The organism is Streptomyces sp. NPDC031274 (assembly GCF_055570235.1).
In genome coordinates this window covers 14748-39901 of the sequence record NZ_JBVIHP010000019.1, presented here as the reverse complement: position 1 = coordinate 39901, position 25154 = coordinate 14748, and the positions used below count along the sequence as shown (strand labels likewise).

General features: G+C 70.0%; 20 protein-coding genes and 1 pseudogene. 6 read left to right on the top strand and 15 right to left on the bottom strand.

Annotated features, from left to right (window positions below):
• Positions 1–29: 29 nt before the first annotated feature.
• Positions 30–2762, bottom strand: a complete 2733-nt coding sequence (gene ppc / locus ACZ5CR_RS28015) for a phosphoenolpyruvate carboxylase (protein ID WP_468862256.1) — start codon at positions 2760–2762, stop codon at positions 30–32.
• Positions 2763–3050: 288 nt separating this feature from the next.
• On the opposite strand from ppc, the gene ACZ5CR_RS28010 reads away from it, so the two are divergent.
• Together ACZ5CR_RS28010 and ACZ5CR_RS28005 are read left to right on the top strand one after the other, a co-directional pair.
• Positions 3051–4070, top strand: coding sequence for an acyl-CoA desaturase (locus tag ACZ5CR_RS28010; RefSeq protein ID WP_468862254.1), 1020 nt, complete (start codon positions 3051–3053; stop codon positions 4068–4070).
• A complete protein-coding gene (locus tag ACZ5CR_RS28005) occupies positions 4067–4753 on the top strand; it encodes a TetR/AcrR family transcriptional regulator (protein ID WP_383285354.1) in 687 nt (228 codons plus the stop codon). Before ACZ5CR_RS28010 ends, ACZ5CR_RS28005 begins: the two co-directional genes overlap by 4 nt.
• 373 nt (positions 4754–5126) lie before the next feature.
• On the opposite strand, the pseudogene ACZ5CR_RS28000 reads toward ACZ5CR_RS28005, so the two are convergent.
• Positions 5127–5282: pseudogene (locus ACZ5CR_RS28000) on the bottom strand (glyoxalase); the annotation flags it as partial.
• Between the two features lie 30 nt (positions 5283–5312).
• The gene (locus ACZ5CR_RS27995) at positions 5313–6170 is read right to left on the bottom strand and encodes a trans-aconitate 2-methyltransferase (protein ID WP_468862253.1); all 858 of its coding nucleotides are present in this window, start codon (positions 6168–6170) and stop codon (positions 5313–5315) included.
• 218 nt (positions 6171–6388) lie between these two features.
• Here ACZ5CR_RS27995 and tamR point away from each other — a divergent pair, with 218 nt between their 5' ends.
• Positions 6389–6886 carry a MarR family transcriptional regulator TamR gene (gene tamR / locus ACZ5CR_RS27990; RefSeq protein WP_468862250.1) on the top strand — a complete coding sequence of 166 codons (498 nt, stop codon included), beginning with the start codon at positions 6389–6391 and terminating at the stop codon, positions 6884–6886.
• On the opposite strand, the gene ACZ5CR_RS27985 is transcribed toward tamR, so the two are convergent.
• Entirely contained in the window at positions 6845–7621 is a 777-nt protein-coding gene (locus ACZ5CR_RS27985) for a LuxR C-terminal-related transcriptional regulator (RefSeq protein ID WP_468862248.1), read from the bottom strand. The two genes, tamR and ACZ5CR_RS27985, sit on opposite strands and share 42 nt — an antisense overlap.
• A 268-nt stretch (positions 7622–7889) precedes the next feature.
• Between ACZ5CR_RS27985 and ACZ5CR_RS27980 the strand changes: the two genes are divergently transcribed.
• Entirely contained in the window at positions 7890–8345 is a 456-nt protein-coding gene (locus ACZ5CR_RS27980) for a GNAT family N-acetyltransferase (RefSeq protein ID WP_468862247.1), read from the top strand.
• Between the two features lie 129 nt (positions 8346–8474).
• On the opposite strand, the gene galK is transcribed toward ACZ5CR_RS27980, so the two are convergent.
• From galK to galT, 3 genes are read right to left on the bottom strand one after another with little or no spacing between them, the layout of a single operon-like run.
• Positions 8475–9635, bottom strand: a complete 1161-nt coding sequence (gene galK, locus ACZ5CR_RS27975) for a galactokinase (protein ID WP_468862245.1) — start codon at positions 9633–9635, stop codon at positions 8475–8477.
• A gap of 22 nt (positions 9636–9657) precedes the next feature.
• On the bottom strand, positions 9658–10611 hold the full coding sequence (gene galE / locus ACZ5CR_RS27970; RefSeq protein WP_468862242.1) for a UDP-glucose 4-epimerase GalE: 954 nt from the start codon (positions 10609–10611) through the stop codon (positions 9658–9660).
• Positions 10608–11702, bottom strand: a complete 1095-nt coding sequence (galT, locus tag ACZ5CR_RS27965; protein WP_468862240.1) for a galactose-1-phosphate uridylyltransferase — start codon at positions 11700–11702, stop codon at positions 10608–10610. Before galT ends, galE begins: the two co-directional genes overlap by 4 nt.
• A gap of 229 nt (positions 11703–11931) precedes the next feature.
• Here galT and ACZ5CR_RS27960 point away from each other — a divergent pair, with 229 nt between their 5' ends.
• Both ACZ5CR_RS27960 and ACZ5CR_RS27955 read left to right on the top strand, forming a co-directional pair.
• Positions 11932–13614: a sodium:solute symporter family protein gene (locus ACZ5CR_RS27960; RefSeq protein ID WP_468862238.1), complete on the top strand. Its 1683-nt coding sequence runs from the start codon at positions 11932–11934 to the stop codon at positions 13612–13614.
• A gap of 24 nt (positions 13615–13638) precedes the next feature.
• A complete protein-coding gene (locus ACZ5CR_RS27955) occupies positions 13639–13923 on the top strand; it encodes a hypothetical protein (RefSeq protein WP_468862236.1) in 285 nt (94 codons plus the stop codon).
• 46 nt (positions 13924–13969) lie between these two features.
• Here the strand turns inward: ACZ5CR_RS27955 and ACZ5CR_RS27950 are convergent, their stop codons facing one another.
• The 8 genes from ACZ5CR_RS27950 to ACZ5CR_RS27915 form a co-directional block, all read right to left on the bottom strand.
• Positions 13970–14695: a helix-turn-helix transcriptional regulator gene (locus ACZ5CR_RS27950; RefSeq protein ID WP_468862234.1), complete on the bottom strand. Its 726-nt coding sequence runs from the start codon at positions 14693–14695 to the stop codon at positions 13970–13972.
• A 259-nt stretch (positions 14696–14954) separates the two neighbouring features.
• Positions 14955–16859, bottom strand: a complete 1905-nt coding sequence (locus ACZ5CR_RS27945; protein WP_468862231.1) for an outer membrane protein assembly factor BamB family protein — start codon at positions 16857–16859, stop codon at positions 14955–14957.
• Between the two features lie 70 nt (positions 16860–16929).
• Positions 16930–18831: an outer membrane protein assembly factor BamB family protein gene (locus ACZ5CR_RS27940; RefSeq protein ID WP_468862229.1), complete on the bottom strand. Its 1902-nt coding sequence runs from the start codon at positions 18829–18831 to the stop codon at positions 16930–16932.
• A 146-nt stretch (positions 18832–18977) separates the two neighbouring features.
• A complete protein-coding gene (locus ACZ5CR_RS27935; protein WP_468862227.1) occupies positions 18978–20816 on the bottom strand; it encodes an ABC-F family ATP-binding cassette domain-containing protein in 1839 nt (612 codons plus the stop codon).
• Positions 20817–20922: 106 nt separating this feature from the next.
• Positions 20923–21825, bottom strand: a complete 903-nt coding sequence (locus ACZ5CR_RS27930) for a 4-(cytidine 5'-diphospho)-2-C-methyl-D-erythritol kinase (protein ID WP_468862224.1) — start codon at positions 21823–21825, stop codon at positions 20923–20925.
• Entirely contained in the window at positions 21822–22691 is an 870-nt protein-coding gene (gene rsmA / locus ACZ5CR_RS27925; RefSeq protein WP_468862223.1) for a 16S rRNA (adenine(1518)-N(6)/adenine(1519)-N(6))-dimethyltransferase RsmA, read from the bottom strand. Before rsmA ends, ACZ5CR_RS27930 begins: the two co-directional genes overlap by 4 nt.
• A gap of 77 nt (positions 22692–22768) precedes the next feature.
• Positions 22769–24109 (bottom strand): ubiquitin-like domain-containing protein, encoded by a 1341-nt coding sequence (locus tag ACZ5CR_RS27920; protein ID WP_468862221.1) that lies wholly within the window; start codon positions 24107–24109, stop codon positions 22769–22771.
• A gap of 152 nt (positions 24110–24261) precedes the next feature.
• The gene (locus tag ACZ5CR_RS27915) at positions 24262–25152 is read right to left on the bottom strand and encodes a TatD family hydrolase (protein ID WP_468862218.1); all 891 of its coding nucleotides are present in this window, start codon (positions 25150–25152) and stop codon (positions 24262–24264) included.
• Positions 25153–25154: the final 2 nt, after the last annotated feature.

The window sequence follows — 25154 nt, the reverse complement described above, 5'->3', positions numbered from 1 at the left end:
GCGGGGAAAATTCCGCCGCGCAGCGGAAATCAGCCGGTGTTCCGAAGCCCCGCGGCCACGCCGTTGACGGTGAGGAGCAGTGCGCGGCCCAGCAAGGGGTCCGCCTCCTCGCCCGCCGCAGCCGCGTCCCGCTGTCGCTTCAGGAGGGCGACCTGGAGGTAGGAGATCGGGTCCAGGTAGGCGTCCCGGATGCTGAACGTCTGCTGGAGCTCCGGGTGGGTGCCGAGAAGCTCCCCGCCGCCGGTGATCCGCAGGACTTCCTGCACCGTGAGCGCGTGCTCCGCCTCGATCACGTCGAAGACGTGCTTCAGCTCGTCGGGGACGAGCGTGTCCACGTAGTGGCGGGCGATCCGCAGGTCCGTCTTCGCCAGCGTCATCTCGACGTTCGAGATGAAGTTCTGGAAGAAGTGCCAGTGCTCCTGCATCTCGCCGAGCACGGTGTCCAGACCGGCCTCACGCAGTGCCTTGAGGCCCGAGCCGACGCCGAACCAGCCCGGCACGATCTGCCGCGACTGGGTCCAGCCGAAGACCCACGGGATGGCGCGCAGGCCGTCGAGCGAGACGCCCGAGCCGGGGCGGCGGGAGGGCCGCGAGCCCAGGTGCAGGTCGGCGAGCTGGTCCACCGGTGTCGAGGCGAGGAAGTACGTCGGCAGGTCCGGGTCCTCGACGAGCTTGCGGTAGGCGGAGTGCGCCGCGTCCGAGACGACGTCCATCGCCGCGTCCCAGCGGGCGAGCGCCTCGTCCGACTGGCGGGGAGCCGTGTGCAGGGCGGAGGCCTGCAACGTGGCCGCGACCGTCAGCTCCAGGTTCTCGCGGGCCAGCGAGGGCACGAGGTACTTGTCGGAGATGACCTCGCCCTGCTCGGTCACCTTGATCTCGCCCTCGAGGGTGCCCCAGGGCTGCGCCAGGATCGCGTCGTGCGAGGGGCCGCCGCCACGGCCGACCGTGCCGCCACGGCCGTGGAAGAGCCGCAGCCGGACCCCGTAGCGGTGCGCGACGTCACGCAGCCTGCGCTGCGCGCGGTGGATCTCCCACTGCGAGGTGGTGATGCCGCCGAACTTGGAGGAGTCCGAGTAGCCGAGCATGACCTCCTGGACGTCGCCCCTCAGCGCCACGAGCTTGCGGTACGACGGGTCGGCGAGCATCTCGTCGAGGATGACGTCGGCGGCGCGCAGCTCGTCCGTCGTCTCCAGGAGCGGCACGATGCCGATCTTCGCCCAGCCCGCGTGCAGGTCGATGAGTCCGGCCTCGCGGGCGAGGACGGACGCCGCGAAGACGTCGTCCGCGCCCTGGCACATGGAGATGATGTAGGACTCGATGACCTCGGGCCCGAAGACCTGGAGGGCCTTCTTGATGGTGAGGAAGACCCCGAGGGTCTTCTCCCCTGCGGCGTCGAGCGGGGCCGGGGAGGGGCCGAGCGGCCTGCGCGAGCGCAGTTCCTTGGCGAGCAGCTTCTGCCGGTACTCGCGCGGCATGTCCACGTAACGCCAGGACTCCTCGCCCAGGCGGTCGAAGAGCTGGCCGAGCGCGTGGTGGTGGGCGTCGGCGTGTTCACGTACGTCCATGGTGGCGAGCTGCAGACCGAACGCGGCGAGCGTGCGGATCGTGCGGTTCATCCGGCCGTCGGCGAACAGGCCGCCCTTGTGCTCGCGCAGCGAGGTCTGGACGAGGGTGAGGTCGTGCAGGAGTTCACCGGTGCCGAGGTAGTCGCGCCCGTCCTCGTGGGACGTGCCGCGGGCCAGGCGCTCCTTGGTGTTCTCCAGCTTCTGCCGGATGCAGGTGGCCTTGAGGCGGTAGGGCTCCTCGGAGTTCAGCCGCTTGTAGCGGGGGCTGATCTCGGGCAGCCGCTCCAGGTCGAGCTGGAGGGAGGCCTTGAGCTCCTCGGTGGCTCCGGTGTAGCGGATGGAGTTGGAGAGGAAGCCGCGCAGCTCGTCGACGAGGGCGACGGCGTCGTTGATGCCGTGCTCGTGCTGGAGGATCAGGACGTCCCAGGTGACGGCGGGCGTCACGTTCGGGTTGCCGTCGCGGTCGCCGCCGATCCAGGTGCCGAAGGTGAGCGGCCGGGTGCCTTCGGGCAGCTCGACGCCGACCCGGTCGAGCTCGGCGGTGAGGTCTTCGAGTACGTCCCCGACGGCGCCGGCGTGCAGCTCGTCCAGGTAGTAGATGGCGTTGCGTGCCTCGTCCGCGGGTTCCGGCCGGACCACGCGCAGCTCGTCGGTCTGCCACACCAGGTCGATGCTCTCGGCGAGGCGGGTGTCGTGGCGGCGCCGGTCGGACTCGATGACCGGGGTTTCCAGGAGCTCGGCGATGCGGCGCAGCTTGTTGAGGACGGAGCGGCGGGCGGCCTCGGTGGGGTGCGCGGTGAAGACGGGGCGCACGTTGAGGTGCTCCACGGTCTGGCGCAGGTGCTCGGGGTCGGCGTCCTTGAGCCGGTCCGCCGTTCGGGCGAGGAGTCCGCCCTCGGCGGCGCGCCGGGCGCGCAGCTCGCGACCGCGGTGGACCTGCTCGGTCACGTTGGCCAGGTGGAAGTACGTGGAGAAGGCGCGGACCAGCTTGGCCGCGGTCTCCAGTTCGGTGCCACCGAGCAGGCGGGCTGCGGCCTCGCCGTCCTCGCGGGTCAGACGGCGGACCTTCTCGACCAGTTCGAGGAGCTCCGAGCCCTCCTGACGTACGAGGGTCTCGCCGAGCAGATCGCCGAGACGGCGGATGTCGGCGCGCAGCTCGGTGCTGGCTGTGGTGGTCTGGTCGTCGGCACTGCTCACAGGTGCGGCTCCTTGCAGTGTTGAAGCACGTCAGGTCTGGGAGGGGTCCCCGGCCGGTAGGAATCCGGCTCCGGGGGAACTAGAGAGAGCGGACCGCGCTGTCCGACCGTTTCCAAGGATAGGTGTCACATCGCGGCACGGACTCGCAGCCTCTTGCCGCCAGGTTCCGCGCTGCCATACTTACGACGCCGTAAGTTACGGGACCGTAGATTACGCGGAACCCGTGATCGTGCGCCCGCCGCACTCGCGTCGTGACCCTCAACCCTCGACCCCACAGGGGACGTGCCCATGCCGACATCTTCCGATGCGTCTTCCGCCACCGATGTGATCGAAGACGCTTCGCGATCGACGACCGACGCCTCATCGGCGTCCTCTCTCGCGTCCACGTCCGCGACGCTGGGCGGTGAGCAGAAACGGTCCCTCGAGCAGCTCACGCTGCTTCTGTTCATCGTCGTCCCGTTCCTCGCCCTGGTGGCGGCGGTGCCGCTGGTCTGGGGCTGGGGGGTGAGCTGGCTGGACCTCGGCCTCCTCGTGTTCATGTACTACCTGGGCTGCCACGGCATCACGATCGGTTTCCACCGGTACTTCACGCACGGCTCCTTCAAGGCGAAGCGTCCGTTGCGGATCGCGCTCGCCGTGGCGGGGTCGATGGCGGTCGAGGGACCGCTGGTCCGCTGGGTGGCGGATCACCGCAAGCACCACAAGTTCTCCGACGCGGAGGGCGACCCGCATTCGCCGTGGCGCTTCGGCGAGACGGTTCCGGCCCTGATGAAGGGCCTGTGGTGGGCGCATATCGGCTGGATGTTCGATGAGGAGCAGACGTCGCAGGAGAAGTACGCGCCGGATCTGGTCAAGGACCCGGCGATCCGTCTCATCTCGCGCCAGTTCCTCCTGTGGACGATCGTGTCACTGGCGATCCCGCCGCTGGTCGGCGGCCTGGTGACGATGTCGTGGTGGGGCGCTTTCACGGCGTTCTTCTGGGGCTCGCTCGTCCGGGTCGCGCTGCTCCACCACGTCACGTGGTCGATCAACTCGATCTGCCACGCGGTGGGCAAGCGCCCCTTCAAGTCGCGTGACCGCTCCGGCAACGTGTGGTGGCTGGCGGTCCTGTCCTGCGGCGAGTCCTGGCACAACCTCCACCACGCCGATCCGACGTCGGCGCGGCACGGTGTGCTCAGGGGTCAGGTCGACTCGTCGGCACGGATCATCCGCTGGTGCGAGCAGCTGGGCTGGGCGACGGACGTGCGGTGGCCGTCACGGTCACGGATCGACGCCCGCCGGAAACAGAAGACCGTCGGCGCGGCATGATTGACGACGTGGCGACCGACTCCAGCAATTCCAGCCCCTCCAGCAAAGAGAAGCAGCCCCGGCGGGCGCGCCGGACCCGGATGACGGGTGCCGAGCGCCGGGAGCAGTTGCTGGACATCGGCCGCACGCTCTTCGCCGCCAAGGGCTTCGAGGGCACGTCGGTGGAGGAGATCGCGGCGAAGGCCGGCGTCTCCAAGCCCGTCGTGTACGAGCACTTCGGCGGCAAGGAGGGGTTGTACGCGGTGGTGGTGGACCGCGAGATGCGGGCGCTCCTCGACGGCGTGACGGGGGCGCTGACGGCGGGGCATCCGCGTGAGCTGCTCGAACAGGCGGCGTTCGCTCTCCTCGACTACATCGAGACGTACACGGACGGCTTCCGCATCCTGGTCCGCGACTCGCCGGTGGCCCAGTCGACGGGCACGTTCGCTTCGTTGATCTCGGACATCGCGACGCAGGTGGAGGACATCCTGGGCCAGGAGTTCAAGACCCGCGGCTTCGACCAGAAACTGGCCCCGCTGTACGCGCAGGCACTGGTCGGCATGGTGGCCCTCACGGGCCAGTGGTGGCTGGACGCGCGCAAGCCGAAGAAGGCGGAGGTGGCGGCGCATCTGGTGAACCTGGCGTGGCACGGCCTCGACGGCCTGGAGCCGAAGCCGCGGCTGATAGGCCACCGGAAGAGCTGACCGCGGCGGGGGGCTTGGGGGGGGCTTGCGGTGCGGCCCGCGGTGCGGACCTCCGGGGCGGCACCGTGCGGTGCCCCGCTCTCCCTCGGCGTGGGGCGGCGGGAGCGGCACCCGGCGGTGCCCTCGCCTCGCGGGCGCGGCTTTGGATGGGTGCCCTGCGCGCCTGCGCCTCGCTGAGCGGCGCTTTGGGCGGGTGCCCCGAGGTGCCTGCGCCTCGCTGAGCGGGGCTTTGGGGCGGCGCCCTTCTGTGCCTCCGCTCTCCAAGACCGCCGCTTCGCGGCGGATTTTTCCCCGCCCACCCACCCGATTACCCGGGGTATTCGGGTGGGTGGGCGGGAGACATCCGCCGCGAAGCGGCGGGACAGTCCGGGGGCTATGGCGGCGGCAGGGGCTGCGACACCAGCCCGGTCTCCCGCCCCGGCAGGGACTCCGGTTCCGGCTCCAGCAGTGGCTCCCGCTCCAAGGACTCCAGGCGGTTGCCCACCGGGTCGTCCGCGTAGAAGCGCCGGTGTCCCGGCAAGGCGTAGTCGTGGTCGATGGACCTCAGGGGCATGAGAGGTCAGCCCTTTCGCCGTGCCACCGCGAACACCCTGCGGAAGGGGAAGACCGTGCCGCCCCCGAACCTGCCCCCGACCACGGGATAGGCGTGGCGCAGCAGCTTCGCGTACTCGGAGAGGAACCCCTCCCTCGCCTCCGCGTCGTCCGCGAGCGCCGAGAGGACCGGACGGAGGCCCGTCCCCTTCACCCAGTCCAGGACGGGGTCATCGCCCTCAAGGAGGTGCAGATACGTCGTCTCCCACGCATCCACCTCGCACCCCAGCGAGACGAGCCGCTCCAGATAGGCCGTCGGCGAGAGCACCGCGTCCGCGTGGCGCAGCCGCCCGCCCAGCCGGTCCCGCCACCGCGGCGACTCGCTCAGTTCCCGCATCAGGACGTGGCTCGGGGCGTCGAAGTTGCCGGGGACCTGGAAAGCGAACGTCCCGCCGGGGGTCAGCGCCGCCACCCAGGCGGGGAAGGAGTCCGCGTGGTCCGGCACCCACTGGAGCGTCGCGTTGGACAGGATCAGGTCGTACGCCCCCTCGGGCGGCACCCAGTTCGACGCGTCCGCCGCGTCGAAGTCCAGGCGACCGCCGCCGGACGTGGGGCCCGCGAGCCGCTCGGCCTGCTCCAGCATCTGCGGGGAATTGTCGAAGCCGGTGACGTGCGCCGTGGGCCAGCGTTCGGCGAGGAGGCGGGTGACGTTGCCGGGACCGCAGCCCAGGTCGGCGATGCGGGGCGGGCGGCCGTCGGCAGCGGGGAGTTCGGGGACGCGGGCCAGCAGGTCGACGAAGGGGCGGGCCCGGTGGCCGGAGTGACGCAGGTACTGGCCCGGATCCCAAGTGGGGGCAGGGCCGGGGCTGGGGCTGGGAGCGGACATGGGTGGGCCTCCTCTGGGCACGGAGAGCGCGATACACGAAGCACGGAGCGCGAAGCACGGAGAGCGCGAAGCACAGCGCACAGACCTCGTGCCTGAGCTTCGTACCGGCGTCATGTCGCCTTCGTACGGGCGCCACGGACGTCGTAGCACCATCCTCAACCCCGAAGTATCTTGACGTCAAGAGACTTCATGTCGACAGATCCCCTACACTGATCGCCATGGAGGACGAGGTCGATCGGCTGGTGGCAGCATGGCGCCGAGAGCGCCCTGACCTCGACGTGGAACCACTCGAGGTGCTCAGCCGTGTCAGCAGGCTCGCGCGGCATCTCGACAGGGCCCGTCGGCTCGCGTTCTCCGAGCACAATCTGGAGCCGTGGGAGTTCGACGTACTGACGTCGCTGCGGCGCACGGGCGCGCCCTACCAGCTCTCCCCCGGACAGCTCCTGACCCAGACCCTGGTGACGTCGGGCACGATGACCAACCGCATCGACAGGCTCGCGAAGAAGGGCCTCGTCGAGCGGCTGCCCGACCCCAGCGACCGGCGGGGCGTGCTCGTGCGGCTGACCGATGAGGGGCAGGACCGCGCGGACCAGGCGCTCGCCGGACTCCTCAAGCAGGAGCGGGCGATCCTCGCCGAACTCTCGCGCGGACAGCGCGGCGAACTCGCCGCGCTGCTACGCCAGCTGACCGCCCCGTTCGACAACATCCCCGGCTAGGTCGGCAGGGCCCACCCCGGCCCTGCGCGCGAGCGCGACGGCCGCGAGCGTGGAGTGGACGCCCAGCTTCCCCAGTACGTTCTGCATGTGCGTACGCACCGTGTGCGGGGAGAGGAACAGCCTTTCCGCCACCGCCTTGCGGCCAAGACCGGCCACCATGCAGCGAAGCACCTCGCGCTCGCGCGGAGTCAGGGACTCCACCAGGCGCTCGGATTCCGTGCGGTGCTTGCGGGCGGCCGTCAACTCGCGCAGGACGCCGGTGAGCAGCGCGGGCGGCAGATGGGTCTCCTCCCGCAGCACCCCCCGGATGACCGTGAGAAGCCGCGACAGCGAGCAGTCCTTGGCGACCCATCCCGACGCGCCCGCCTGGAGCGCGAGGGCGGCCCGGCGCGGGTCGTCCTTCTCGGCGAGCACGACCGTACGGACCATCGGCTGGCCGGAGCGGACTCCGGCCACCAGCGATATGCCGTCGACCAGAGCGTCCGCGTTGCCCTCCTGCACCGAAGGCGCGGGGCGGACACCCTGCATGGCGTTGGCGGAAGCGCCCAGGTCGGCGTCGACGAGCAGCACGTCATATCTGCGCCCCTCGGCTATGGCCCGCTCAAGGCAGCGCAGTGCGGCCGGGCCGCTGCCCGCCGCGGACACGTCGACGTCGGGCTCCGCCGCCAGTGCCGCTGCGAGCGACTCGGCGAAGATGCGATGGTCGTCGACGACCAGGACTCGGATACGAACCACTGAAACAACCCCCTCCCCCAGGCTCTCCGCGGAGAGCAGGGGATACCCCGACGTCGGAGGACGTACGGTGCGGGTACGACACCTGGAACGGGGGTCGCCGCAGCCGCTCGGCCGCCGCCGAGCTGTGGCTGCTACCCCCACCGCCGGGCGTCGTACCCGACTGTCTCGCCCCCTGATCAGTACCGGCCCCCACCGGCACTGCCACTCAGAGTAGGGCCGGACGGCAGGAGCGGAAGGTAATTTACAGAACTGACTGGCCAGCGCGTTTATGGTGAGCCGTATGTTTCGTATTGAGACAGGAGTCGACAAAGACAGGTCCGCTCTGCTCCTCGCCCGGCTCCAGGAGTCGAACAACGCCGCATCACCCGTGATCCGCGCCCTGCGCGGCACCCCGCAGGACCGTGAAGTCCCGCTGGCCGTATGGCTGATGGAACGCACGGAAGGCCTGGTCGGCGGCCTCGCGGGACACACCTGGGGCCGCTGGCTCCACGTGAACCATCTCTGGGTCAGCGAGAACCACCAGGGCGCGGGCCTCGGCGCACAGCTACTCACCGAGGCGGAGCGCATCGCGCGGGAGGAGCGGGACTGCCTCAACTCCCGCGTGGAGACATGGGACTTCCAGGCTCCGGGGTTCTACCGCGGTCAGGGGTACGAGGTGGTGTCGGTGATCCCGGATTACCCGCAAGGGGCGAAGGAGTTCACCCTGACGAAGAGATTGGCCTGATGCGACGGGGCCTCGCGGCCACACAGCCATGAGGCCGCGAGGGGCCTGGCGGCAGTTCCCGTACACGTACGCGAGTTGCCGCCGACCCCCAAACCGCCTCACCGACCAGCGAGTTGACCGACCACCTCGTCACGCCAGGCGGCGTGCCCCCGCCGACGGCACCGCCGGGAACACCCGCGGAGTCGTGTGGCCCGCCGAGGTGAACGCCTCCAGGATCGACTTCGTCACCGGCTCCGCGTCCACCTCCTCCACCAGGACGACCGCCGAGCCGCCGAAGCCGCCCCCGGTCATCCGGGATCCGATCGCCCCTGCCGCGTTCGCGGAGGACACCACCAGGTCCAACTCCTCGCAGGAGATGCGCAGATCGTCCCGCAGCGAGAGGTGGCCCTCGGTCAGGACGGGGCCGATCGCCCGTACGTCGCCCGCGTCGAGCAGGCCGATGACCTGCTCGACGCGGTGGTCGTCCGAGACGACGTGGCGTACGTAGCGGCTGATCTTCTCGTCCGCGTCCGTCAGCTTCTCCAGGGCGGCGGGGAGCTGCGTGTACGGCACGTCCCGGAGGTGGGACACGCCGAGCATCCGCGCGCCCTCCTCGCATCCGGCCCGCCGCTCCGCGTACGCCCCGTCGCCCAGCTCGTGCTTGACCCGGGTGTCGACGACGAGGAGTTGCAGGCCGTGCGTGGCCAGGTCGAAGGGGACCTGCCGTGTCGTCAGGTCGCGGCAGTCCAGGTACAGGGCGTGGCCTTCCGTGGCGCACGCGGATGCCATCTGGTCCATCACACCGCACGGCACGCCGACGAAGGCGTTCTCGGCCCGCTGGGCGATGACCGCCAACCGGGGTGCGTCCAGGCCGAGTTCGTAGAGGTCGTTCAGGGCGAGTGCCGTGACGACCTCCAGGGCCGCCGATGAGGACAGGCCCGCCCCCGTCGGCACGGTCGAGGCCAGGTGGATGTCGGCGCCCCCCAGGACCGCGTGGCCCGCGTCCCGCAGCGCCCACACCACGCCCGCCGGGTAGGCGGCCCAGCCGCCCTGCCCGTATTTCGACAGCGGGGTCAGCTCGTCGACGCGCAGCTCGGTGACCGGTGCGTCGATGTCCGCCGAGTGGAGCCGCAGTACGCCGTCGGTGCGGCGCGCCACGGCCGCCACCGCGGTGTGCGGCAGCGCGAGCGGCATCACGAAGCCCTCGTTGAAGTCCGTGTACTCGCCGATGAGGTTGACCCGGCCCGGCGCCGACCAGACCCCGTCCGGCTCATACCCGTACAGCTCCGAGAACTGGCCCGCTACGTCCATCAGTTTCCCCTTCAACCCCTCATTAACGCTGGGCGAACGCCCACGCGTCGGCGACGATGCCCGCGAGGTCCGCGCGGGTCGGATTCCAGCCGAGCCGCTCCCGCGCGGTGACCGCGGACGCGACGAGGACCGCCGGGTCGCCGCCGCGGCGCGGGGCCATGACCTCGGGGATCGGGTGTCCTGTGACCTGGCGGACGGTCTCGATGACCTCGCGCACGGAGAAGCCGTTGCCGTTGCCGAGGTTGCAGATCAGGTGCTCTCCGGAGGTGGCCGCCTCGACCGCGAGGAGGTGCGCCTGCGCGAGGTCCGCGACGTGGATGTAGTCGCGGACGCAGGTGCCGTCCGGGGTCGGGTAGTCGTCGCCGTAGACGGAGATGGCCTCGCGCCTGCCCTGCGCGACCTGGAGGACGAGGGGGATCAGGTGCGACTCGGGGTCGTGCCGCTCGCCCTGCTCGCCGTAGGCGCCCGCCACGTTGAAGTAGCGCAGCGAGACCGCGCCCAGGCCGTGGGCGGCGGCCTCGCCGGTGATCATGTGGTCGACGGCGAGCTTCGACGCGCCGTAGGGAGACGTCGGGGCGGTCGGGTCCGTCTCGGTGATGGGGGTGCTGACCGGCTCGCCGTACGTCGCCGCCGTGGAGGAGAACACCAGCTTGCGCACGTCCGCGTCGCGCATCGCCGCGAGCAGCGCCATCGTGCCGCCGACGTTGTTGTCCCAGTACTTCTCGGGCTTCACGACGGACTCGCCGACCTGCGAGAAGGCGGCGAAGTGCAACACGGCGTCGTAGGAGGAGTCCAGCCACTTGGCGGCATCGCGGATGTCGCCCTCGATGAACTTCGCACCGGCCGGGACGCCCTCGCGGAATCCGGTCGAGAGGTTGTCCAGGACGGTCACCTCGTGCCCGGCCTCGATCAGATGCTGGGCCACCACGCTTCCCACATAGCCCGCCCCGCCGGTGACCAGGTACTTACCGCTCATGAACTCGCTACCTCTCGCAGTCGCTGGGCCGCGGCTTCCGGCGGCACGTCGTTGATGAACACGCTCATGCCGGATTCGGAACCCGCGAGGAACTTCAGCTTGCCCGAAGTGCGGCGAATGGTGAAAAGCTCGAGGTGGAGCGCGAAGTCGTCCCTATTGACCCCTTCGTGCTCGTCGAGCGGGCCGAAGGGCGCCTGGTGCCACGCCGCGATGTACGGAGTGAGCGCCTCGCCCCCGGTCCCGCCTTCGCCCTCGGTGCCGCCTTCACCGTCGCCGAAGATCCGGTCGAAGCGCCTCAACAGTTCCAGATAAAGCTTGGGGAACTCTGTGCGTGCCGCTTCGTCGAGCCCGAGCAGGTCCGCGACGCGGCGCTTGGGGTAGAGGTGGACCTCGTAGGGCCAGTGCGCGGCGTGCGGGACGAACGCCACCCAGTGCTCGCCCTCGAGGACCACGCGCTCGCCGGCCGTCTCATCGGCCACGACGTCGTCGAAGAGGTTGCGGCCCGTCGACTCCTTGTGCGCGGCGAGCGACCTCAGCATCAGGGACGTACGCGGGGTGACGAAGGGGTAGGCGTAGATCTGGCCGTGCGGGTGGCCCAGGGTCACGCCGATCTCGGCGCCGCGGTTCTCGAAGCAGAACACCTGCTGCACGGCGGGAAGGTGCGCGAGCTCGGCGGTCCTGTCCGTCCACGCGTCCAGGACGAGTCCGGCCTGTTCCTCGGTGAGGTCGGCGAAGGACGAGTCGTGGTCGGAGGTGAAGCAGACGACCTCGCACCGTCCCGCGTCCCCGGCCAGCGAGGGGAAGCGGTTCTCGAAGACCGCCACGTCGTACGAGGAGTCGGGGACCTCGCTCAGGCGGTCGCCGTCGGACGGGCAGAGCGGGCACTGGTCGGCCGGCGGGTGGTAGGTGCGGCCCTGGCGGTGCGAGGCGATGGCCACCGCGTCGCCGAGCAGCGGGTCCCTGCGGATCTCCGAGGTGGTGGAGATGGGGTCCAGGGGCCTCTTGTCGACCGCGTCACGCACGGCGTCGTCGCGCGAGTCGTAGTAGATGAGCTCACGACCGTCTGCGAGACGGGTCGAGGTCTTCTTCACGTCCGGGGCTCCTCACCAACACCCACACCCAACATAACCGAACATAACAAATCACAAGGCAACAGCATCGTCAATGCCGAGCTCAAGCCGACCTCGACACGTGGCCCGACGGCCGACTGGAACCAGTCCGATCACAATCAAACAAAGAACACCAAAAGAAGTCTTCAGTTATTGAAGAAGGACGCGTAGGTTCCGGTCTGATCAGTTCGCGCAACGAAGCGAGTTCCCCATGCAGTCCCCCACACAGACCCTGGCCGAGGGACTTCGGCTGCCCACCAACGGCCTCGACTACGCGATCCTCGCGATCTACTTCGCCGTCGTTCTGGGCATCGGTTTCGCCGCCCGGCGCTCCGTGAAGACCAGTCTCGACTTCTTCCTCTCGGGCCGTTCCCTGCCCGCCTGGGTGACCGGCCTCGCGTTCGTCGCCGCGAACCTCGGCGCCACCGAGATCCTGGGCATGGCCGCGACAGGCGCCCAGTACGGCGTCGCCGTCGTCCACTGGTACTGGATCGGCGCCATCCCCGCGATGGTCTTCCTCGGCCTCGTGATGATGCCGTTCTACTACCGCAGCAAGGTCCGCTCGGTCCCCGAGTACCTGCTCCAGCGCTTCGACAAGTCGGCGCACCTGCTGAGCTCGGCGCTCTTCGCGTTCGCCGCGATCCTCATCGCGGGCGTGAACCTCTACGCCCTGTCGATCGTCGTCGAGGCTCTCCTCGGCTGGCCGCAGTGGGTGGCGATCGTGGTCGCCGGCTTCTTCGTCCTTGCCTACATCACGATCGGCGGGCTCTCCTCGGCGATCTACAACGAAGTCCTCCAGTTCTTCGTGATCCTGGCGGCCCTGATCCCGATCTGCGTCATCGGCCTGAAGAAGGTCGGCGGCTGGGACGGGCTCTCCGGCTCGATCGAGAAGTCGCACGGCTCGGACTTCATGAGCGCGTGGGGCGGCACCGGCATCGGTGACGCCAACCCGCTGGGCGCGAACTGGCTGACGATCATCCTCGGCCTCGGCTTCGTGCTCTCCTTCGGCTACTGGACGACCAACTTCGCCGAGGTGCAGCGCGCCCTGTCCGCGAAGAACCTCTCCGCCGCCCAGCGCACCCCGCTGATCGCCGCCTTCCCGAAGATCTTCATCGTCTTCCTGGTGATGATCCCGGGCCTGGTCGCGGCCGTACTCGTCCCGAAGATCGGCACGGCGGGCTCGGATCTGACGTACAACGACGCGATCCCCTACCTGATGCAGGAGTTGCTGCCCAACGGCGTGCTCGGCATCGCGGTGACCGGTCTGCTCGCGGCGTTCATGGCGGGCATGGCGGCAAACGTGTCGTCCTTCAACACCGTCTTCACGTACGACATCTGGGCCAAGTACGTGAAGACGGACAAGCCCGATGGCTACTACCTGAAGTTCGGCCGTCTGATCACCGCGATCGGCGTCCTGGCCTCCGTCGGAACGGCCTTCATCGCCTCGTCGTTCTCGAACATCATGGGCTACCTCCAGACGCTGTTCTCCTTCTTCAACGTCCCGATGTTCGTGGTCTTCATCATCGGCATGTTCTGGAAGCGGGCCTCGGTCAAGTCCGGTGTGTGGGGCCTGGTCGCGGGCACCACCGCCGCGATGATCAACTACTTCTACATCTACAAGCAGGGCGTCATCGACATCCCGACCGACCAGGGCGCCAACTTCGTCTCGGCGATCGTCGGCTTCGTCGCGGGCGCCGTGGTGATGGTCGTGGTCACGCTCTTCACCGCGCCCAAGCCGGAGGCCGAACTGGCCGGTCTGGTCTACGGCACGGCCTCGCCGGGCCTTGAAGAGCCGCCCGCCGAAGGCGACGACGCCTGGTACCGCAAGCCCGCGCTGCTCGGCTGGGGAGCGATCGTGCTCGCCGCGCTCTGCTACCTGCCGTACTCGCTCTAAATCCGATCGGAGGTCAGGAAGAACATGTCTGAGCTGCACAACGAAGTCTCCGAGCTGGAGCGCAAGTCCGCCACGGCGGCCCGTCTCTTCGACATCCGGCGGATCATCGGCGGTCTCTTCGTCGTCTACGGAGTCATCGTGACGATCGCCGGAATCTCCCCGTCCGACGCCGACATGAAGAAGGCCGAGGACATCAACATCAACCTGTGGACGGGCCTGGCCATGCTGGCGCTCGGCCTCTTCTTCCTCGGCTGGCTGTGGCTGCGCCCCACGGTGCACCCCGGTCAGGAGCCGGAGGAGGACGAGTAACGCCCCCGGACACCCCGGACGGGGCCCGAGTTCACTGTGCCGGTGTTCACTGTGCCGGTGGCTCGGGCCCCGTCGGCGTCTCTACGTCGTTCGCATAGGCGGGCACGGGCCGTTCGGCGCGGTCCAGAAGCCCGGTCCGCGCGGCGAGCGCGGCGGCTTCAAGGCGGGACCCGACGCCCAGCTTCATCAGGACGCGCTGCACGTGCGTACGCGCCGTGCTGGGCGCTATGCCCATCCCGGCGGCGATCAGGCGGGTGTCCTCGCCGTCCGCGACCCGCATCAGGACCTCGACCTCGCGCGGCGTCAGCATCCCGAGCAGCCGCTGCCCCTCGTCGTCGGGCTGCGCCGCCGGATTGAGCAGCTCGCTGAACGCGCCCTGGAGCAGCTGCGGGGCGATGGCCGCCTCGCCCGCCCGCGCCTTCATGATGGCGCGCTCGACGCCTTCGATGCGCTCGTCATGGCGTACGTATCCCGAAGCCCCCGCGGCGAAGGCCGCGGCGATGCCGCGCGGGCTCGGCACCGGGCCGAGCACCACCACGGCGACCTGCGGACGCTCCCGCTTGATCTTCACGACCGGATCGAACATGCCCGCCTCCGCGGGCGTCGCCGTGCCGAGCAGGCAGACCTCGGGGGCCCGGCTGATGACCAGCTCGGCCGCCCCGGCCGCGGGCGCGGCAGCGGCAAGCACCCGGTGACCACGCAACTTCAAGGCCGAGGCGAGTGCCTCGGCGAGCAGTCGGTGGTCGTCGACCACCATGAGTCGCACACCCATCGAGCAACCCCCCAGTTTTCCCCACGGAACCCCCACGGATCGAGGGCCCCCCGGCCCCGCACCCACTCATGCCCCGGAAGCTACACGCTTGTTCGACGTCGCGCGCCCCCTACCGGTGAGAAGCGGCGCGGAATGCCCAAATCCCGGCCATGGGCGGGTGATGGGGGCACATGCGTACGGAATAGCCCACTGGAAACCCGAACAGCCCCGCTCCTCTTGAGGAACGGGGCCGTCCGCCGCGTTTGCGGAGGTCACAGGGCTACTGGGCGACGAATCCCAGGGCCGTGTACTCCTTGTCGTCCTTCGAGTACGGCTTGCTGATCAGCTCTTTGCCGAGATACAGCTTTCCGTCGCCGTAGAGCAGTTCGTTCGATTTCGGCACCATGCTGCTGATCGCGCTGCCCACGGACTCGGCCGCGGGGGTCTCCAGGAGCTTGGTCTCCTTCATCGTCTTGCCGTTGAGCGAGACGACCTGGGCGCCCTTGTCGTAGGACGCGTCCTTGTACGCCAGGATGTTGCCGCCGTCCATGCGGATCGGGAACATCTCGCCGTCATCGCCCGCGTCGGCGCGGTCGCCGGTGGACTTTCCGGTGGCCAGCGAGAAGGAGATGATCTCGTTCGTCTGGCTGTAGCCGTCACCGCCGCCGTCGTGCTGACGCGTCGGGACGTAGAGCTTGTCGTTGCCGACGGCGAGACCGGTGCAGGCATAGACGACGTTGACCTCGCAGTCGTGGTCGTACTTGCCGTCGGGCAGCGAGATCTTGGCGCGGAGATCGCCCTTGTCGTTGATCGAGAAGACGTCCGTGACGCCGCTCGCGGTGATCTCCTGGGTGTCCTGGCCGTAGACGACGGGCCGGGTCGAGATGATCTTGGCGTTGTCGATGCCCGGCGTCACCGGGTAGGTCCACTTCTCGTCGCCGGTCTTGGAGTCGATGAGCTGGATCTTCAGCTTCTCGTCGCCGTAGTCACCGCACTTCTGGACGGCGACGAGCTGCTCGCCGCCCGCGTAGCCCTCGTCCTGGCACTTGTCGCCCGGCGTCGGCTCCCACAGGTGCTTGCCCTTGGTGATCTCGAAAGCGGCGCCGCCCGCGCTGGAACCGGCCGCGACGGTGCTGCCGCTGATGGTCAGCTCCTCGATCCGGGCGTCCCCGCTGCCCTCGTCGATGGTCTCCGTCCAGAGCTTCCTGCCGTCCTTCAGGTCGACCGCGGAGATCTGCGAGCAGGTCTTGTGGTCGCCCTTCTTGGTGCGCTTGCCGTCTTCGTACGCGACCGCGGCGATGCCGTCCTTGGTGACCTCGCGCGAGCTCGCGCACGTCTGGCCGGCCAGCGGCAGCGTCCACTTCTCCTTGCCGTCGGTCGCGTTGTACCCGACGATCTCGTTGACGCCCGCCTTGGCGTAGATGTCGTCGGTGAGCCAGGAGCCCTTGACGCTCCAGACGTCATCCTTGGGCACCTCGGGCTGCGGGAGCTGCATGGAGACCGTGGCGTTGGTGCTGCTCGGCACCTTCTCCGTGCCGGGGCCGCTCGGGCCCTGCTCGCCGCCGCCCTTCTTGTCCTCGCCGCCCTTGTCGCCGTCCGGGCCCGCGGAGCTCACCTCGGGGTCGTCCTTGCCCCCCGAGTTCACGGCGTAGATGACACCGCCGCCGACGATCACGGCGATCGCGACGACCGCCGCGATGATGATCTTCATCTGGCCGCTGAGCTTGGAGCCGCCCGAACCACCGGGAACACCGGCCTGCGGTGCCATCGGCATCGTGCCGGGCTGCTGGTAGGCGCCGTAGGGAGGCTGCTGGCCGTAGGGAGCCTGCTGGCCGTACGGCTGGGTCGGCTGGTTGTACGGCTGGGCGGGCTGGCCCGGCTGGCCCGGGTAGCCGTAGCCCTGGGGCTGGCCGGGGGGCGGGGTGCCGGGGGCCTGCGGGGCCTGCGGTGCCTGCGGTGCCTGCGGGTAGCCGTAGTTGGGCTGGCCCTGCGGCGGCGGAGGAGGCGTCTGGGGCGGCGGCGGGGTCTGCGGGTAGCCGTAGGACGGGTTGTTCGGCTCAGGGGCCTTGCCGAAGCCCACCGGCGGCGGATCCTGGGGCGCGCCGAAACCGCCGGGCGGAGGGTCCTGGGGAGCGCCGAACCCGCCCTGCGGGGGCTCGTTGGGCGGCTGGGGCGGCTGGGTCATGACGTCGATTCCTTGGGGACGAGAAGAGAGGGAGTGGCGGCGAAGAGGGCGACTTGCCCGACCGGGAAGATCACTTGCCGTAGGCAAGGATCAGCTTCTCCTGGCCCTTTGAGCTGCCCGAGAGCCGTGTGGTGGAGAGGTAGAAGCGACCGTCCACGTAGTCGACCGCCTTCGAGAAGAAGCCGTCCTCGATCTCCGAGGTCCCCGAGGGGTTCTTCAGGAGCGTCTTCGGCTTGTGCGAGCCCGAGACGGGGATCGAGACGATCTGGCCACCGGCGTCGTACGACGGCTCGACGTAGCCGATGACCGCGTTGCCCTCGACCTTGATCGGCAGCATCGATTCCTCAAGCGGCGACTTGACGCGCCACGACTCCTTGCCGGTGGCGAGGCTGATCGCCACGACCTCGTTGGCGCCGGACGTCGCCTCGGTCGGCAGGTAGAGGTTCGTGTCGTCGGTCGTCACGCCCAGGCAGCCCTGGAGACTGCCGCCGAGGAAGGACGAACCGTCGCACTCCGGCGCGAACTTCTCGTCGACGCCGACCTCGGAGCGGGTGTCACTGCTGTTGGGCTTCAGCGTGGTGATGTTCCACTTCTTCTTGTCCTCGTTGGTGAGGTACACGATCGTGGGACTCTCGGAGTAGATCCGGCCGATCCGCCAGCCCTTGGGGAACTTCTTCGTCCACACGGCCTTGCCGGTCTTCGGGTCGATCTGCTGAAGCTCGTCGTGCTCAGTGGGCGAGCTGGCCCCGCACGAGTAGGCCACGAGCATCTTCTTGCCACCGGCGAAGCCGCTGGGGAAGCAGGCGCCCGGCTCCTTCTTGTCGGCGACGAAGAGCTCCTTGCCGTCGCTGATCTGCAGTGCGGTGCCGGACTGCGAGCGGCCGACCATCACCGTGTCGCCGGTGATGGAGAGGTCGGTGCTGAGGGACATGTCGAAGAGCCCCTCCTCCTCGACCGGCTTCTTCCAGCCCTTGTCACCCGTCTTCAGGTCGACGATCTGGATCTGGTTGCACTTGGCGTCGTCCTTGATCCCGTCCTTGAACGCGACGACGATCTTGTTGTCGTCCGTGACCTGCGGGGTCGTGCCACAGATCTTCTGCGGGAACTTGATCGTCGGCCAGGCGCTCTTGCCCGTGCTGACGTCGTAGGCGGAGATCTCCTTGTACGCGGCCTTCGCGGCGATGTCGCCCTTGATCCACATGCCCTTGGCGTCGGCGCCGGAACCCGGCACCTTGGGCGCTTCCTTGTAGAAGAGCACCTTCGACTCGCCGGGCTGACGGCCCGCGTTGAGGTCTTCCTTCTCTCCCTGGCCGTCGCCGTCGCCGTCGCCCGGGTTGGCCGGGGCGGAGCTGCCGCCCTTGGGGTCGTCGCTCCCCTTGGCCAGGGGCTTCTTCACGCTGGGGTCGTCGTCACCGCCGCCGACGACGGCCCAGGCGACGCCGCCGATGACGAGCGCACCGGCCACCACGGCCGCCACGATCAGGCCGGGCTTGCCCTTGAAGGGGTTCTTGCCGCCACCGCCGGGCGGGGTGCCGGGCATGCCGGGGCCGCCGGGGTACTGCTGCTGCGGGTAGCCGTACTGCGGCTGGGCGCCGTAGGGACCCGGCTGGCCCGGCTGCGTGGGCTGGCCGTACGGGCCCGGCTGACCGGGCTGCGTGGGCTGACCGTACGGGCCCGGCTGACCGGGCTGCGTGGGCTGACCGTACGGTCCGGGCTGCTGCGGGTAGCCGTAACCCGGCTGCGGCGCGGGCGGAGTCTGCGGGTAGCCGTAACCGGGCTGGGGCGCGGGCGGCGTCTGCGGTGCGCCCGACGGTGGCGTCTGCGGTGCGCCCGACGGTGGAGTCTGCGGGGCCTGCGGCGGCTGGGCAGGCGTCTGCGGCGGCTGGCCCGGTGGCTGCGGCGCGGCCGGCTGGTTCGGATCCTGCGGTGCTCCGAAACCGCCGGACGGCGGCTGGTTGGGCGGCTGAGACATCAGCGCTTCCCCCTTCACTGATTTTTCGGCACGCCAAGTGGTGCTCAGGCGGACCTTTCTATCACCCTGGCCCCTTAGCACAACTGGCCGGTCCACCCCCTGTTCCCAAGGGAGGACCGGCCTGTGATACGTCCGTTACGAGACCTCTACGCGCTCTCCGCAAGCTCCAGCCAGCGCATCTCCAACTCATCCCGCTCGCTGACGAGTTCGCGCAACTCGGCGTCCAGTTTGGCCACTTTTCCGAAGTCGGTGGCGTTATCGGCGATTTGGGCGTGCAGCCACGTTTCCTTCGTGGACATCTTGTCCAGCTGCCGCTCGATCTTCTGGAGTTCCTTCTTCGCGGCGCGGGCGTCGGCGGAGGAGACCGCCTTCTGCGCGGCGGCCGGTGCGGCGGACCCGGTGGACGCGGCGGACGGGTCGGCGAGGGGGGCCGCCGGGGTACCGGCCGCCGCCATCCGCTTGCGCCGCTCCAGGTACTCGTCGATGCCGCGCGGCAGCATCCGCATCGTGGCGTCGCCGAGCAGCGCGAACACCTTGTCGGTGGTGCGCTCCAGGAAGAACCGGTCGTGGGAGATCACGACCATCGACCCGGGCCAGCTGTCGAGGACGTCCTCCAGCTGAGTCAACGTCTCGATGTCGAGGTCGTTCGTCGGTTCGTCGAGGAAGAGGACGTTCGGCTCGTCCATGAGGAGCCGGAGAAGCTGAAGCCGCCGCCGCTCGCCACCGGACAGATCACCGACGGGCGTCCACTGCTTCTCCTTGTTGAACCCGAACGTCTCGCAGAGCTGCCCGGCGGTCATCTCCCGGCCCTTGCCGAGGTCGACCCGCTCGCGCACCTGCTGCACGGCCTGCAACACCCGCAGCGTCGGGGGGAGTTCGGTCACCTCCTGCGAGAGGTAGGCCAGCTTCACGGTCTTGCCGACGGCCACCCGGCCGCCCTCGGGCTGTACGTCGCCGTCGGAGCGCTGCGCCTCTGCCATCGCCCGCAGGAGCGAGGTCTTGCCCGCGCCGTTGACGCCCACCAGACCGATGCGGTCACCGGGGCCGAGCTGCCAGGTCAGGTGCTTGAGCAGCACCTTGGGCCCGGCCTGCACGGTCACGTCCTCCAGATCGAAGACGGTCTTGCCGAGCCGGGTCGTCGCGAACTTCATCAGCTCGCTGCTGTCCCGGGGCGGCGGCACATCGGCGATGAGTTCGTTCGCGGCCTCGATGCGGTAGCGCGGCTTGCTGGTGCGGGCGGGGGCGCCGCGCCGCAGCCAGGCGAGCTCCTTGCGCATCAGGTTCTTGCGCTTGGTCTCCTCGGTGGCCGCGATGCGCTCACGCTCGGCACGGGCGAAGACGTAGTCGGAGTACCCGCCCTCGTACTCGAAGACGGACCCGCTCTGTACGTCCCACATGCGCGTGCACACCTGGTCCAGGAACCAGCGGTCGTGCGTGACGCAGACGAGCGCCGAGCGCCGCGTCCGCAGGTGCTCGGCGAGCCAGGCGATGCCCTCGACGTCGAGATGGTTGGTGGGCTCGTCGAGCACGATCAGGTCGGGCTCGCCGATGAGCAGCTTGGCGAGCGCGATACGCCGCCGCTCGCCACCGGAGAGCGGCGCGATGACGGTGTCGAGGCCCTGCGGAAAGCCCGGCATGTCAAGGCCACCGAAGAGACCGGTGAGCACATCGCGGATCTTGGCGTTGCCCGCCCACTCGTGATCGGCGAGGTCACCGATGACCTCGTGCCGGACGGTGGCCTCGGGGTCGAGGGAGTCGTGCTGGGTCAGCACGCCGAGCTGAAGCCCGCCGTTGTGCGTGACCCGCCCGGAGTCGGCCTCCTCCAGCTTGGCGAGCATCCGGATGAGGGTCGTCTTGCCGTCTCCGTTGCGCCCCACGACGCCGATCCGGTCCCCCTCGGACACGCCGAGGGAGACACCGTCGAGCAGGGCACGGGTGCCGTACACCTTGCTGACTGCCTCGACATTGACCAGGTTGACGGCCATTAACGCTCCAGGGAAGGGGATGGATCGACCTCCAGCGTAGTCGCCCGCCCGGGACGACCCTCGCCCGCTCCGGCGTACCTGACGCCCCTCGGCCGCTCCGGTGTACCTAGAGCACCACTGCGCCCGGCGCGGGTGAGTCCGCCACCCGGGCCGTGCGGCAGGTACCGGAGGCCGCGAGGGCCTCGGCGATCCGTCGGGCGGACGCGGCGTCCGCGGCCAGGAACGCCGTCGTCGGCCCGGAGCCGGAGACCAGCGCGGCCAGGGCGCCCGCGCCGGTGCCCGCGGCGAGGGTGCCGGAGAGCGAGGGGAAGAGGGAGAGAGCCGCGGGCTGAAGATCGTTGGTGACGGCACCGGCGAGCGCCTCGGCGTCCCCCTTACGCAGGGCGTCGAGCAGCGTGGGGGACGCCTCCGGCGCCGGGGCGTCCGGGGTCAGCCGGTCGAACTCGCGGTAGACCGCGGGCGTGGAGAGCCCGCCGTCGGCCACCGCGAACACCCAGTGGAACTCCCCGCCGACCTCCAGGACCTCCAGCTTCTCCCCCCGCCCCGTGCCGAGCGCCGCGCCACCCACCAGGCTGAACGGCACATCGCTGCCCAACTCGGCGCAGATGTCGAGGAGTTCGTCCCTCGACGCCTCGGTCCCCCACAGCGCGTCGCACGCCACGAGCGCGCCCGCGCCGTCCGCGCTGCCGCCCGCCATGCCGCCCGCGACGGGAATGTCCTTGGCGATGTGGATGTGCACATCGGCCCTGCGTCCATGGCGCGCGGCAAGCAGCTCCGCCGCCCTCGCCGCCAAGTTCGTACGGTCGAGAGGAACTTGAGCGGCGTCGGGCCCTGAGCAGGTCACCCGCAGCCGCTCAGCCGGCGTCACGGTGACCTCGTCGTAGAGCCCGACGGCGAGAAAGACATTGGCGAGGTCATGGAACCCGTCCGCGCGGGCGCCACCCACGGCGAGCTGGACATTGACCTTCGCGGGAACCCGTACGGTCACGCTCTGCACGCTCTGGCTCACGCGCCCGCTCCCTTGTGCTCGGCGATCCGCGCGAACTCCTCCACCGTCAGCGCCTCGCCGCGCGCCTGCGGCGAGACTCCGGCGGCGACGAGCGCCGCCTCCGCGGCCGCCGCCGAGCCCGCCCATCCGGCGAGGGCGGCCCGCAACGTCTTGCGGCGCTGGGCGAAGGCCGCGTCGACGACGGCGAAGACTTCCTTCTTCGAAGCGGTGGTCTTGACCGGCTCGGCCCGCCGGACCAGCGAGACGAGGCCCGAGTCGACGTTCGGCGCGGGCCAGAAGACGTTGCGCCCGATGGATCCGGCGCGCTTCACGTCGGCGTACCAGTTCGCCTTCACGGACGGCACGCCGTACACCTTGGAGCCCGGATCGGCGGCGAGGCGGTCGGCGACCTCGGCCTGCACCATCACGAGCGTGCGCTCGATGCTGGGGAAGGTGTCGAGCATGTGGAGGAGGACCGGCACGGCGACGTTGTACGGGAGGTTGGCGACCAGCGCGGTCGGGGCGGGGCCCGGCAGCTCTCGTACGAGCATGGCGTCGCTGTGCACGAGCGCGAAGGAGCTCGCCTTCGCCGGGAGCCTGGCCTCGATGGTGGCGGGGAGGGCCCCTGCGAGCGTGTCGTCGATCTCGACCGCGATGACGCTGTCCGCGGTGTCGAGCAGCGCGAGGGTCAGCGAGCCGAGCCCCGGCCCGACCTCGACGACCACGTCCTGGGGGCCGACTTCCGCGGTGCGGACGATGCGGCGGACGGTGTTGGCGTCGATGACGAAGTTCTGGCCCCGCTGCTTCGTCGGGCGTACGCCCAAGGCGGCGGCCAGTTCTCGGATGTCGGCGGCGCCAAGCAGGGCCCCGGGCTCACTGTTACTCACCACCCCAGGTTACGTGGCCCGCCCCCTGGGCCCGGACCGTCGCCGGTCGCCCGGCGTCCGCCCCCGGACGAAGCCCCCTACAGCCGTCCTCCACAGTGCGGCCAAGGACTGGCCCCCCGGCGCACGTACAGCTTCTTCGCCCGGAGCGTCTGCTCCTCCGCGGAGGCGTCCTGCGGGCGACCCGACCCGCCGAGCCCCTGCCACGTCCGCGTATCGAACTGGTACAGCCCCCCGTACGTACCCGAAGCGTCCACCGCGTTCGGACGGCCGCCCGACTCGCAGTGCGCGAGCGAGCCCCAGTTCAGGCCCTCCGCCCCCTCCACCGAACTGGGCCGCTGCTTCGTGCCCACCCTCACGATCTGCGTCTGCGGCTCCCGCACTACCTCGGCCCGCATCCGCCGCGGCTTCTGCTTGACGCCGTTGACCGTCCGCAGCGCGTACGTCACCCGCCGGGTCCCCTGGTGCCCCTGCCGGTCCACGACCTCCGTACCGGCGAAGAGCTCCGGATCGTGCGTACGCCGCACGTCGAACGGGATCGGTTCGTCCCGCACCTCCTTGTGCGCGGAGATCCGCATGACGGTGACTGTCTGCCCGTCGCGCGGGAAGCTGCCGGGCGGGACGGAGGTCGTGTCCTGGCCGTCCAGGGTGAGCCCCGACTCCTGGACCGCTTCCGCCACCGTCGCCGCGTTCGTACGGATGGTCCGCTCACGCCCGTCCGCCATGATCGTCACGGTGCGCTCGGTCCGTACGTCCAGATCGAGGCCGTCCCGCTCGATCCGCCTGCTCCGCGAGGCCGACAGGTAGGCGCCCTCGGCCCGCACCCCGAGCTGCCGCAGCGCGCCGTCCACCGTGTGCGCCGTCGTCCACACCTCGCGCCGCCGGCCGTCGAGGGTGAGCTTGACCGGCCGGCCGTAGCGGACGGCGATCTCGTCGCCGCTGGCCAGGGCCGTGGACGCGGTCGGCGCCACGATGTCGTGCGTGCCGAAGTCCACGCCTTCGTCCTCGAGCAGCTCACCCACGTCGTCGGCGAAGGTGTGCAGGGTCCGCGTCTCGCCGTCGACGCTCAGCTCCACGGCCTTGTCGTTGGCGACGAAGGCCGAGGTGCCGCCCGCGAGGAAGGCGACGACCAGCGCCTGCGGCAGGAGCCGCCGCAGCGCGTCGGGCCGCTCCGACGAAGCCTTGGGCCGCGGACTCGACCGCGGTGGCTTCGTCTTCTTCCGCCGGGCGGCCCGCCGCGCCTCGGCCCGCCCGCCGTCGGGGGCGGACCCGGTGGCCTGCCGGGGAAAGCGATCCCCCGGCCCCGGCTCGGGCTCGAACCCCGGCTCGGGCTCAGGCTCAAGGCCCAGCCCGGGCTCGGGCTCCGGCTCATAGGTCGTCCCGCCCCCATAGGACGTCTCGTACTGCGGCGCATGACTCACGACGACGCTCCAGCGTTCTCGTTCTGGTCCGGATCGGGCGAGGCGGACCAGAACCTAGCGGAGCAACCGTCACTCTCCAAAGCAGCGCGGCTACGCAGTGTCGCGACGGCGCCCGGAACCAACAGGCCAGGGAGGGTTCCGGGCGTTATCCGTCAGTAATCAAAGGCGCGCGCCGTATTGACCGAGATCGCCTCGGCCATGGCGTCCTCGTCGATACCGCGCACCTCGGCCATGGCCCGCAATGTGACCGGAATGAGATACGGAGCGTTAGGCCGTCCGCGGTAGGGAGCGGGCGTGAGGAAGGGCGCGTCGGTCTCCACGAGCACGAGTTCGAGCGGGGCGACCGCCAGCGCGTCCCGCAGCCCCTGCGCGTTCTTGAAGGTCATGTTGCCGGCGAAGGACATGAAGTACCCGTTCTCCGCGCACACTTGGGCCATCGCCGCGTCGCCCGAGTAGCAGTGGAAGACGGTGCGCTCCGGAGCGCCCTCCTCCTTCAGGACCCGCAGCACATCTTCGTGCGCCTCGCGATCGTGGATGACCAGGGCCTTGCCGTGCCGCTTGGCGATCTCGATGTGGGCGCGGAAGGACCGCTCCTGGGCGGCCTTGCCCTCGGGCCCGGTGCGGAAGTAGTCGAGTCCGGTCTCGCCGACGCCCTTGACCTGCGGCAACGCGGCGAGCACGTCGATCTCGGCGAGCGCGGCGTCGAGCGCTCCCTCGCCGCCCGCCTGGCGCGCGCCCTGCCGGGACCAGCCGTCGGGGTCGCCGAGCACGATGCGCGGCGCCTCGTTGGGGTGCAGGGCGACGGTGGCGTGCACGCTCTCGTACGCGGCGGCCGTCTCGGCCGCCCAACGCGAACCCGCGACGTCGCAGCCCACCTGTACGACCGTCGTCACGCCCACCGCCGCGGCCTTGGCGAGCCCCTCGTCCACCGTCCCCGACTGCATGTCGAGGTGGGTGTGCGAGTCGGCGACCGCCACCCGAAGGGGTTCGGGCAGCGGCGGCGCGGCGTTCTTGGCGTCGGCGTCTTTGGAAGAGGAAGGCATGC